The organism is Curtobacterium sp. MCPF17_047 (assembly GCF_003234045.1).
GTDB lineage: Bacteria > Actinomycetota > Actinomycetes > Actinomycetales > Microbacteriaceae > Curtobacterium.
In genome coordinates, this window is the sequence record NZ_QKSF01000027.1 from 1 (window position 1) to 10,952 (window position 10,952).

Below are 10,952 nucleotides of genomic sequence, written 5' to 3' on the forward strand. Positions count from 1 at the left end.
GCGTGCTCCTGTTCGGCGGAGCCCTGCCGGAGACAGCCGCACCGGCCGCCCCGGCCACCCCGACCGCCACCCCGACGGCCGCCCCGACGCCCGACCCGACATCCGCACTGACCCCGCCGACCGGGAAGACCTGGTTCGGCCCCGACCTCGACTGGGGCTCGGACGCCCCCGACGGGTACGAGGGCCGACTCGACGCCACCCCGTCGATGTACGGCGTCGAGATCGCCTACCCGGTCGACCGGCGGGCCGAGGAGCAGTTCCTCCGCTCCACCCGGGCGGCCGCCGCGCAGGGCGCCGTGCTCGTCGTCAGCCTGGTGCCGGACCAGTCCCTCCGGTCACTGACGAAGGCCGACGCCCGACGCGCGAACACGCTGTTCGAGCAGGCCCATCGGCAGTACGACACCCAGCTCCTGGTGCGCTTCGCCCCGCAGATGAACGGCACGTGGGTGCGGTGGGGGCAGCAGCCGACGCAGTTCGTGCAGGCCTTCCGGACCGTGGCGCGGCAGGTGCACACGGGGGACTCGGACGCCCGCATGGTCTGGTCGCCCTCGTACGGCGCCGGCTACCCGTTCGGCTCGTCGGCCGGTCGCCTGGCGGACCTGTCGGCGACGGACACCGAGAAGCTCGACACGAACGGCGACGGCCAGATCACCGCGGCCGACGACCCCTACGAGCCGTACTGGCCCGGCGCGTCGTCCGTCGACTGGGTCGGCCTGTCCATGTTCTACTTCGGCAAGGGCAAGGCCACCGAAGCAGCGGGTCGCGACGTCCCACTGACGAGCAACGACGTGCCCGCGTCCGACGAGGTCGCGCAGCGCTTCGCCGAGCGCTGGGGCTACGACCGGCAGCAGCCCGGCTCGTTCGTCGACCGGTTCGCCGTCGAACGTGACCGACCGATGCTGCTCGACACCGGCGCGCTCTACGACCACTCATTGAGCGGTGCCGGCGAGCTGCAGGTGAAGCAGGGCTGGTGGCGGCAGGTCATCGCCGAGGTGCGGAAGACCCCCGAGATCCGCGGGGTCACCTTCGTCGAGGCGGACCGCCGCGAGCCGGAGGCCGGCAACCGCGTGGCCGACTGGCGCTTCGCGAAGGCCCCGGGCATCGCCGGCTCGTTCCGCACGGACCTGCAGGGTGCCGACCAGTTCGTCTTCGGTCCGGTCACCGACCGGGTGACCCCGCAGCAGGGTGCTGCCGCGACGAACCAGCAGCTCGACACCGGCGGCGACCAGATGGCGTGGATCGTCTGGTTGGCGGCAGGGCTCGCGCTCGTGTTCGTCCTCAGCGGTCTGGTCGGACGGCTCGTGCCGAGCTGGCGGTACCCGGACGACGGCAAACCGGGGCGTGACCTGCGCCTGGACCTGTTCCGTGGCTTCATCATCCTGGCGGTGGTGATCACGCACATCGAGGTCTCCGGCCCGTACTCGTACCTGACGCTGCACGCGGTCGGCGCGATCACCGGCGCCGAGATGTTCGTGTTCCTCTCCGGCATGGTGCTCGGCATGGTCTACCCCCTGGGCGTCGCCCGCTTCGGCGAGTGGGCGTCCGCGGTCGGCGCCTGGAAGCGTGCCCGCAAGCAGTACGTCGTCACACTCGTGGTGATCCTCATCGTCTTCGCGCTGAGCTTCGTCCCGCTGCTCGACACCGACGCGATCACGACGTTCACCGACCGCGGCACGGGCCTCGACGGCGTGCAGGCCGAGGGACGCGTCTACGACCTGTACCCGAACGCGATGCAGCTGTTGGCGTACCCGCCGCCCTGGTACGCCATCCGGCAGTTCCTGCTGCTCGAGATGGGCCCGTGGCCGTTCAACATCATGGGTCTGTTCGTGGTGCTCAGCCTGTTCATCCCGGTGTTCATGTGGGTGATCCGTCGCGGGTACTGGTGGGCGCTGCTCCTCGTCAGCTGGGCGCTCTACGTGTTCCAGGCGGTGGACCCCGGGTTCAAGCCGCTCAACGCGCAGTTCGACGCGGTGTTCCCGCTGCTGACCTGGCAGGTGGTGTTCACCCACGGCCTGGTGCTCGGCTACTACCGACGCCAGATCACCCGGGCGTTGACCGGACGGCTCGGCAAGGTGCTCATCGGCGTGCTGGTCTGCGGGTACGCGGCGTTCCTGGTCTACGTGTGGGCGGGCGACCGGTTCGCGTTCACCCCGGCACCGTTCCCCGCGACCATGTACCAGGACCTCTACAACACGGCGTACCAGCGTGTGGACCTGCAGTGGGGTCGCCTGATCGACATCGCCTTCTTCGCGATCGTCTCGTACGCGATCCTCACCGTGTTCTGGAAGCCGGTGAACGCGGTCATCGGGTGGCTGTGGATCCCGCTCGGGCAGGCCAGCCTCTACGTCTTCGTGTGGCAGGTGTTCTTCGCGCTGGTGATCGCGTCACTGCCCCTCGACTACGGCAACGTCTGGATCGGCACCGCCGTCCACACCGCGCTCATCCTGCTCAGCTGGTACATGGTGCGGCGGAAGTTCCTGTTCTCCGTCATCCCGCGCTGACGCTCCGACCGCAGGGCGGCGACGGAACGGACTGGAGGCTCGTCACCAGCTGGTGACGAGCCTCCCGTCCGTCGTCCGCCCCGGTCCTCCGCCGGGTCGCGCCGTCAGTCCCCGTACTGCCGCGTGAGCTCGCGCCGCAGTACCTTCCCGCTCGGACCGATCGGCAGCACGTCGACCACGTGGTAGACCCGCGGGTACTTGAACGATGCGACGTGCTCGCGCACGAACGCGTCGAGCGCGTCGGACCCCGCCGCGCCGTCGCGGAGGACCACGGCCGCGTGCACCTCCTGCCCGTGCACCGGGTGGTCGACGCCGAACACCGCGGCCGAGGCGACGTCCTCGTGCCGGTGCAGCACCGCCTCGATCTCGGACGGGTAGACGTTGTACCCGTTCCGCAGGATGAGGTCCTTCTTGCGGTCCACGATGCTGACGTACCCGTCGTCGCTCAGGACGCCGATGTCGCCGGTGCGCAGGTACCCGTCGGCCATCGCGGCCTCGGTGGACTCGGGGTCGTCGAGGTAGCCGAGGAACAGGTTGTGCCCGCGGACCACGATCTCGCCCGGTTCACCGACCGGCACCGGCACGATGCGTCCCTCGACCTCGGCGTCCGCCACGACGACGTCGACACCCCACACGGCGGGACCGACGCTGCCGGCCCGGCTCGGGACACCGCGTGGGTTCACCGAGATGACCGGAGAGGTCTCGGTCATGCCGTAGCCCTCCTGGATCGGCGCCCGGAAGGTCGACTCGAAGCGTTCCAGCACGGCGGCGGGCAGGGCCGCGCCGCCGGAGACGCACCAGCGGAACGGCGGTCGGGCGTCGTGCTGCTCGGCTGCCCCGAGGAGCGCGATGAACATCGTCGGGACGCCGAGGAACGCGGTCACCTGCTGGTCGGTGCACAGCTGCAGCGCGGTGGCCGCGTCGAAGCGTGGGAGCAGCACGATCGTCGCTCCGCGGCGGAGGGTGGTGTTCATCACGACCGTCTGCCCGAACGTGTGGAACAGCGGGAGGCCGCCGAAGACGACGTCCTCCTCGCGCAGGTCGAACACGTCGATGATGCAGACGTTGACCTGCTCGACGAGGGCGAAGTGCGATCCGACGGCACCCTTGGGCTGCCCGGTCGTGCCGCTGGTGAACAGGATGGTGGCGGGGTCGAGCGGGTTCGTCGCGACGACGGCGTCGAGCGGCTCGCCCTCCGACGCCAGCGCGGTCAGCGAGAGGACGTCGTCGCCGGCCCCGACGCCGACGACGAGCGCGCCGGTCTCGGCGGCCGCGGGGCCGGCCTCGCCGAGCACCGAGCCGGCGGCGATGAGCACGCGGGCGCCGGAGTGGCCGAGGACGTGGGTGATCTCCTCGCGCTTGAACAGCAGGTGGATCGGGACGACGACGGCGCCCATCGCGAGGACGGCGAAGTACGCCACCAGGAACTCGGGCACGTTCGGCAGCATCACCGCGACCCGGTCGCCGCGCTCGACCCCGCGTGCGCGGAGGCCACCGGCGGTCGCGCGGACCCGCTCCCAGAGCTCGCCGTAGGTCAGTTCGTGGACGCCGTCCGGCATCGCGGTGAGGACGGCGGTCTTGCCGGAGTGCCGTCGTGCGCCCTCGGCCACGATCGTGGCGACGTTCAGTGTTCCCGGTCCGGTGGTGCTGGTGGACATCGTGCCCCTCTTCGTCGGTGCGGGCGTCGTCGCCCTCGGTCGCGCCGCTGGTGAGACGACGCTGCGCGGTCGTCGGGTCCGACCGCCCTCCCGACGCTACCCAGCACGGGCGGTCCGCATGCAGCCCCCGTTCGGCGGACAGGGCGCCGTGCCCGGGCCGCACCACGACGGACGGGAGGCCCGCGGCGATCCCGCCACGGGCCTCCCGTCCGTCCTGGTGTGCGCCAGTGCGCCGGTGCGCTGGTGCCCCGGAGCGCTGGTGCGTGACGCTCAGCGCGACGCGATGGGCGTGGGGTCCACCGGGTCCGGCGGCACCGGCAGGGAGCCGCGGATCTGGTTCTGCGCCTGGCAGTCGCTCGTGCAGTTCGTCGCGCCGGCGCTGAGTTCGACGGCGTCCTCGCCGAGCACCCCACCGAGACGGCCGCCGGGCTGCACCGTCCAGGTGGTGGTCGTCGCCGTCTGCGAGGTCTTCGTGGCGACCTGCGGGCTGTCCTTGCCGAGCAGCATCTGGTGCGCGTCGCTGCCGGAGGTCACGGCGGCGGTGCCGTCGCCGAAGTTGACCTTGCCGGTGTACGGGTTGACGAAGTAGAACAGCCCGGCGCCGAGGGTGTGGGTGAAGGTGACGGGACCGGCGAACTCGGTCTCCATCTGGAAGATCCCGCCCTGCGCGCCGTCCTTCGCCTGGATCTTGAACTTGCCGGCCCCGGTGCTGAAGATCGCGACGAGCGTGTCGTCGCGGACCTCGAGTGACGACAGCCGGGTACCGGCGAGCTGTGCGGCGGTGAGCGAGGGCACCTTCGACGCGAACACCACCGTCGGCTTCGTGACCATCCGCTGCGAGTCGGGCGCACCGGTCAGCGTGTAGTCGTACACCCCGAGGTCGGCGAGCCGGATGTCGAAGCCGTTGTGCTTGCCGCGCACCGCGATGGTGCCCGAGACGGCGGTGTCCCGGAGCTTGTAGTCCTTGCCGACGGCGGGGTTCGTGGTGGTGCCGTTGACCGTGACGGCGTAGTCGCCGCCGGTCGAGGTCTTGCCGGACGCCTGTGCCGGGGCGACCCCGACGAGGGCGACCGCGGCGACGGTGGCGGCGGCGAGGGCCGCCGCGAGGAGCGTGGCCGTCCCGCGGGTGCGGCCGGTACGGCCGGTGCGGTGGTCGGTGGTGGTGGGCATGGTGTGCCTCCTGTGCGGGGCGGTTCGAGACTCCGGACCGGTTCGATGTGCGGGGCGGTTCGACCCCTCGGCACGATCGTCGCCGTTCCACCACGCGGGCACCATCGGACCTTGGTACTAGTACCCGTGGTCCCGCGCCCAGAGCGCCGCGGTCGTGCGGTCCGCCACCTGGAGTCGTCGGAAGACGCTGCCGACGTGCACCTTCACCGTCCGTTCGGCGATCCCCAGCTCGGACGCGATCTGCCGGTTCGACAGGCCGCGGGCCAGGCGGACGAGGACCTCCCGCTCGCGTGGCGGCAGCACGGGCCCGGACGTGGCGGGTGCGGTCTGCGGACCGGACACCGCTTCCGCCGCGGGCAGCAGACTCCGGGCGACCCGTGGGTCGATCGGCACCTCGTCGCGAGCGGTCGCCCGCACCGCCCGTACGACGTCGTCCGGGGTGGCGTCCTTGAGCAGGTACCCGGTCGCCCCCGCAGCCAGCGCGGCCCGGACCCGGGCGTCGTCGGCGAAGGTCGTCAGCACGAGCACCCGGGCGGACGGCAGACCCACGCGCAGGCTCGCGGTCGCGACCACGCCGCCGGCACCGGGCATCGACAGGTCCATCACCACCACGTCGGGACGGAGCGCGAGGGCCTGGTCGACGGCGTCCTCCCCGGTCGCGGCCTCACCCACCACCTCGCAGTCGTCGGTCGTGTCGAGGACCGCACGGAGACCACCCCGGACCAGGGCGTGGTCGTCGACGATCAGCACCCTCACCATCCGGACTCCGTCCCGGCGGGGACCGCGAGTTCCCAGGTGGTGCCGGCGCCCGGGGCGGTCCAGAGCAGCAGCGAGCCGCCGGCGTCCTCGGCGATCTGGCGGAGCAGGGTGGTGCCGAGGTGACCGCTCCGTCGTGACCGGAGCACGGCCTCCGCGTCGAAGCCGACCCCGTCGTCGGACACGCGGACGACGAGCTCGTCGTCCCGTCGGTTGACACGCACCCGGACGGTGGTCGCACGCGCGTGCCGGACGGCGTTCGCGACGGCCTCGCGGACGAAGCGCACGGCGGCGAGCAGCGCCGGGGGACCGGCCGGGACGGTCGCGGGCACGTCGAGTCGCACCGCCAGGCCGGCCGCGCGACCGCGGGCGGTCGCGTCGTCGAGCGCTGCGCCGAGCCCGTCGCGGTCCGGGGCCGCCGGTTGGATCGCGGACATCGACGACCGCAGGGCCGACACCGCGGACCGCAGCGTCGTCGCGGACTCCTCGAGCACCGTGGCACCGGGTCCGGGCATGCTCCGGGCGGCGGCACCGAGCCCGAGCGCGAGTCCGGCGATGTCCTGCACCGGACCGTCGTGCAGGTCGGCGGCGAGACGCCGGCGCTCGGCGGTCTCGGCGTCGAGGGCCCGGACGAGCAACCGCTCCCGGTCGTGTTGGCCGGAGCGCAGCCGCAGCAGCAGCCACAGCACGACGGGCAGCAGCAGTGCGATGCCGACGCCGACGGTGCCGAACGCCAGCGTGGCGAACGCCGAACGGAGCGAGGCCGCGCTGCCGAGGACGGCGTCGTACGGGTAGTAGACCTCGAGCAGCAGCGCGTCGCCGGAGGGCACGTGCACCGCCTGGTAGGCCTCGAGGAGCGGCCCCTGCCCCCGCTCGTACCGGTTCTCCGGCGCGGTCAGGTCGGACACCTCGGCGTCGGAGCGGTCGGACTCGAGCGCCTCCAGGTCGTCCTCGGACAGTGCGAACCGCTGCCCGACCAGGCGGGGTTCGTCGGACCACAGGACGGTGCCGTCCGCGGCCCAGAGCTTCACGCGGACTGCACCGGTCGCGGCGGTCACGGCCCGCACGGCGCGGTCCAGCCGGTCGGCGGCGGCACGGCGGTCGGCTGCGGACGCCCCCGGGTCGGCCACGGCGTCGAGCAGCGCCGGTTCCACGACCGCGCGGGCAACGGCGGCGGTGTCGTCGGTCGCGTCCGCGACGGCGAACCCCTCCGCCGTGCGCTGCGAGACGAGCGTGCCGACCGTCGCCACGGCCGCACCACCGAGCAGGGCCGCGAGGACCACGCCCACCAGCACCCGGCGCCACGGTACCGACCGGGCCGGGCGGCGGCGCAGGTCGCGTCGGACGACGAGCACGGCGTCGTCGCCGTACTCGGAGTCGAGGGTTCGTCGTCCGGGCACAGGGTCACCGTAACCCGCGCTCGAGCCGGACCCGGACGTGACGGAAGGCCCGTGGCGATCCCGCCACGGGCCTCCCGTCGAGGTGTCGACGTCGCTGCGTCAGCGCTGCTTCGTCGTCGCCACGAAGAGGTCGTCGAACAGCCCCTGGTCCTCCGTGGGCTGCTCGCCGTGCTTCCAGCGACGGCGCAGACGGCGGATGGTGGTGATGCGCACCGGATCGACGCCCGGCTCGGTCTCGTACAGGCCCATGGTGTCCCTTCCCGTCGGCGGTGACCCCCGTGTGAGGGGGTCCTGGTCGTGTCCGACGGTACGGCCGCATTCGGAGCCACGCCCGGACAAGTAGGTCGAGAAGTTACCCATCCGCGTTGCATGGACAATTCGCCCGGGCGCCGACCGAGTGGCCCATAACCTGCCTTACGACGTGGGCGGCACCCCGCCGTCGAGCGCCGAGACGATGCGGTCGACGATGCGGACGAGGCGTCGGCGCTCTCGTTCCGAGAAGGAGGACAGGAGTTCGTGCAACTGCTCGTTGGTGCTGTCCAGCGCCGCTGCGAACACCTGCTCCTGGCCGGGCGTCAGCTCGATGAACCGGCTCCGACCGTCCTCCGGGTTCGGGACACGCTGCAGGATCCCCTGACGTTCCAGCCGGTCGATCACGCCCGTCACCGCGGGGCCCGTCAGGCCGAGGTGCGACGTCAGGTCCTTCACCCGGACCGAACGGTCGCCGCTCCTCGCACGCCAGACGTACTGCAGGACGGACAGGTCCGTGCCGGAGACACCGGTGCGGTCGCGCAGGCGGTTCCGCAGCGCGGTCGAGGCCTGCTCCAGACGGGTCAGAGCACCCATGACGTCGAGGTCACTCACCGGATGCCCTCCTCGGTGCGTCGCGGCGCACCGGAGTGGGGACCGGCGTGCTCGCCGCAAGGGTATCCAGATACCGCTGGTCCCGAGCACAGTGTGGTGACGACGTGAGCGAGCCGCTGGCTCCGGAACCCCGTGAGACCCGGGAGGTGGCCGGACGGGAGGCACCCGCCGACACCGCGGTGCCGGTGCGTTTCGAGGTGGCCGGCTCCGACCCCGACGCCGCCGTCCGCGACCTCGCCGGCATCTACTCGGGCAAGCAGTGGCTGTCACGACGGACCGAGGGGGAGTACTCCTACCGGTACACGGCGGTCGGCGACTCCGAGGTGTCGATGCGCCGGTCCACCATGAACGGCTTCCTCCGCGGCGCGTCGGCACCCGGAGACGACCTGGTGATGAGCTGGCTCACCGCGGGCTCCGGCACGCCGGACGTCCTCCGTGACCGGGTCGCCCTGCGTGTCGGAGTGCCGATGCTCTTCCCGGCGCACCGCGACGTCGTCTTCGTGGCCACCGACTACGACCAGCAGCTCGTCCACCTCGACCGTGGGTTCGTCCGGGAGGTCGCCGCCGAACGCTTCGACGTGGGCACGCGGGAGATGCGCTTCGACCACCTGCGGCCCGCGGACAGCCTGATCGTGCGGCAGTGGCGGGACTCCCTCGGTGCCCTGGCCCGCGCACTGCGGGAGGGCGGGACCGGTTCCCTGGTCTGGCACGAGGCGAAGCGGCAGACCGTCGACGCCTTCCTGCGGGTCGTCCCGCCGCAGCTCGACCAGCTGCCCGCGGAACTGCTGCACCCGCGGCAGGCGAAGCTCCGCGCCGCCGTCGAGCACATCCACGCCCATGCCGACGACCCGATCACGATCACCGAGTTGGCGCAGGTCGCGGGGCTCAGCGTCCGCAGCGTGCAGGAGGCGTTCCGGCGCACCTTCGGGGTGTCGCCGCTGAGCTACCTGCGGCAGGTGCGGCTGGACCGGGTGCACGAAGAGCTGCTCGGGCTCGACCCCAGGACGGTCTCGGTCGGGCAGGTCGCCACCCGCTGGGGCTTCGCGCACCTCGGACGGTTCTCGGCGTCGTACGCGGAGCGGTTCGGCGAGTACCCGAAGCAGACGCTGCGGCGCTGAGGCGCGTCTGTCGGACACCCGGAGGCGTGCCTGCCGGACACCCGGAGGCGCTACGGTTCCGCCATGACCGGTACGCCGATGACCGCCGAGGCACCGCCGACCCCGCTCCGGCGTCGAGCGCTGGTGTCGTGGGCGCTCTGGGACTGGGGCTCCGCCGCCTTCAACGCGGTCGTCACGACGTTCGTGTTCAGCACGTACCTGGCCAGCCGGGCGTTCGTCGACCCGGCACTCGTCGCCGCCGAGGACTCGTCGTCCGCCGCGGCCGCCGCCGTCGAGCGCGAACTCGCCCACAACGCCGCGGTGGTCTCCACGGCGCTGACGATCGCCGGCATCGTCGTCGCCCTCGTCGCACCGGCGATCGGTCGGCTCGCGGACACGTCCGGCCACCGGAAGCGTTCGGTGCTCATCGCCACGATCGGCATCGTCCTGTCGATCGTCGGCATGGTCTTCGTCGCGCCCGAGCAGCCGTACCTCGTGCTCGGGGCGGCCCTCATCGGCATCGGCACCGTCGCCTACGAGATCGCCTGCGTCGGCTACAACGCGATGATCGGCCAGGTCGCCAGCGGATCGAAGACCGGCCGCGTCTCCGCGATCGGCTGGGCCGCCGGGTACTTCGGCGGCATCGTGCTGCTCATCGTGCTGCTGCTGCTCTGCATCCAGGACTTCGGCGTCACCGGCAAGGGTGGCCTCCTGCAGTTGCCTGCGACCGTCGCGACCGGGCAGTGGGACGTCCGTGTCGCGATCGGCATCGCCGCCGTCTGGCTCGCCGTCAGCTCGATCCCGCTGTTCGTCGTCGTCCCGGAGGCGCCCGCCGACCCCGACCGCCGCGCGTCCATCTGGTCCGCCTACGCCGACCTCGGCCGCGACGTCGCCCGGCTCTGGCACACCCGGCGGAACGTGCTGGCCTTCCTGCTCGCCAGCGCGGTGTTCCGCGACGGCGTCGGCGCGGTGTTCACCTTCGGCGGCATCATCGCCGCGCAGGTGTTCGGCTTCAGTCCGTCCGGCGTCATCATGTTCGCGATCGTGGCGAACGTCGTCGCCGGCATCTCCACCGTGGTCTCCGGACGGCTCGACGACCGCTTCGGGTCCCGGCCGCTCATCATGGTGTCGCTCGTCGGCCTGTCGGTGTTCGGCACCGCGGTGCTCTTCGCCGGGTCCGCGCAGGCGTCGTTCTGGGTGCTCGGTCTCGGGCTCTGCATGTTCGTCGGGCCGGTGCAGTCGTCCTCCCGTGCGTACCTGGCGAAGCTGGCGACGCCCGGCCGCGAGGGGGAGCTGTTCGGCCTGTACGCCACGACCGGGCGGGCGGCGTCGTTCATCGCGCCGGCGCTGTTCGGGGTCGCGGTGACGATCGGCGGCTCGACGCGGTACGGGATCCTCGGCGTCGTCGTGGTGCTCATCGCCGGACTCGTGCTCATGGCCTTCGTCCGCGACGAGCCCGCAGCGCCCGCCGCCTGAGGCGCGGGCGCCTTGCCGCCCCGCCCCGCC

9 protein-coding genes are annotated in these 10,952 nt (G+C 72.3%); 3 read left to right on the forward strand and 6 right to left on the reverse strand.

Going from position 1 to position 10,952, the window contains the following annotated elements; all coding sequences use genetic code 11:
• Positions 1-2,501, forward strand: a 2,501-nt coding sequence (gene opgC / locus DEJ33_RS16580) for an OpgC domain-containing protein (protein WP_309147124.1), incomplete at its 5' end; no start/stop codon positions are given.
• A 104-nt stretch (positions 2,502-2,605) separates the two neighbouring features.
• Here the strand turns inward: opgC and DEJ33_RS16585 are convergent.
• The 6 genes from DEJ33_RS16585 to DEJ33_RS16605 all read right to left on the reverse strand — a co-directional run bounded on the left by DEJ33_RS16585 (position 2,606) and on the right by DEJ33_RS16605 (position 8,349).
• Positions 2,606-4,159: an AMP-binding protein gene (locus DEJ33_RS16585; protein WP_111195559.1), complete on the reverse strand. Its 1,554-nt coding sequence runs from the start codon at positions 4,157-4,159 to the stop codon at positions 2,606-2,608.
• Between the two features lie 270 nt (positions 4,160-4,429).
• Positions 4,430-5,329: a hypothetical protein gene (locus DEJ33_RS17395; RefSeq protein WP_181437334.1), complete on the reverse strand. Its 900-nt coding sequence runs from the start codon at positions 5,327-5,329 to the stop codon at positions 4,430-4,432.
• Positions 5,330-5,446: 117 nt separating this feature from the next.
• Complete coding sequence (locus DEJ33_RS16595) at positions 5,447-6,088, reverse strand: response regulator transcription factor (protein ID WP_111079615.1); 642 nt, start codon at positions 6,086-6,088, stop codon at positions 5,447-5,449.
• Positions 6,082-7,485 (reverse strand): sensor histidine kinase, encoded by a 1,404-nt coding sequence (locus DEJ33_RS16600; protein WP_111195560.1) that lies wholly within the window; start codon positions 7,483-7,485, stop codon positions 6,082-6,084. Before DEJ33_RS16600 ends, DEJ33_RS16595 begins: the two co-directional genes overlap by 7 nt.
• A gap of 99 nt (positions 7,486-7,584) precedes the next feature.
• Positions 7,585-7,734 (reverse strand): hypothetical protein, encoded by a 150-nt coding sequence (locus DEJ33_RS17400; protein WP_181421545.1) that lies wholly within the window; start codon positions 7,732-7,734, stop codon positions 7,585-7,587.
• A 165-nt stretch (positions 7,735-7,899) separates the two neighbouring features.
• Positions 7,900-8,349 carry a MarR family winged helix-turn-helix transcriptional regulator gene (locus DEJ33_RS16605; protein ID WP_111195561.1) on the reverse strand — a complete coding sequence of 150 codons (450 nt, stop codon included), beginning with the start codon at positions 8,347-8,349 and terminating at the stop codon, positions 7,900-7,902.
• A gap of 104 nt (positions 8,350-8,453) precedes the next feature.
• Here DEJ33_RS16605 and DEJ33_RS16610 point away from each other — a divergent pair, with 104 nt between their 5' ends.
• Positions 8,454-9,467: an AraC family transcriptional regulator gene (locus DEJ33_RS16610; protein WP_111079621.1), complete on the forward strand. Its 1,014-nt coding sequence runs from the start codon at positions 8,454-8,456 to the stop codon at positions 9,465-9,467.
• A 63-nt stretch (positions 9,468-9,530) separates the two neighbouring features.
• On the forward strand, positions 9,531-10,922 hold the full coding sequence (locus tag DEJ33_RS16615) for an MFS transporter (RefSeq protein WP_258374713.1): 1,392 nt from the start codon (positions 9,531-9,533) through the stop codon (positions 10,920-10,922).
• Positions 10,923-10,952 lie beyond the last annotated feature (30 nt).

What these genes read in the sequence shown, in the direction of transcription:
- DEJ33_RS17400 (WP_181421545.1), bottom strand. Translation starts at nt 7,734, where the DNA reads ATGGGCCTGTACGAGACCGAGCCGGGCGTCGATCCGGTGCGCATCACC.
- DEJ33_RS16585 (WP_111195559.1), bottom strand. Translation starts at nt 4,159, where the DNA reads ATGTCCACCAGCACCACCGGACCGGGAACACTGAACGTCGCCACGATC.
- DEJ33_RS16615 (WP_258374713.1), top strand. Translation starts at nt 9,531, where the DNA reads ATGACCGGTACGCCGATGACCGCCGAGGCACCGCCGACCCCGCTCCGG.
- DEJ33_RS16595 (WP_111079615.1), bottom strand. Translation starts at nt 6,088, where the DNA reads ATGGTGAGGGTGCTGATCGTCGACGACCACGCCCTGGTCCGGGGTGGT.
- DEJ33_RS17395 (WP_181437334.1), bottom strand. Translation starts at nt 5,329, where the DNA reads ATGCCCACCACCACCGACCACCGCACCGGCCGTACCGGCCGCACCCGC.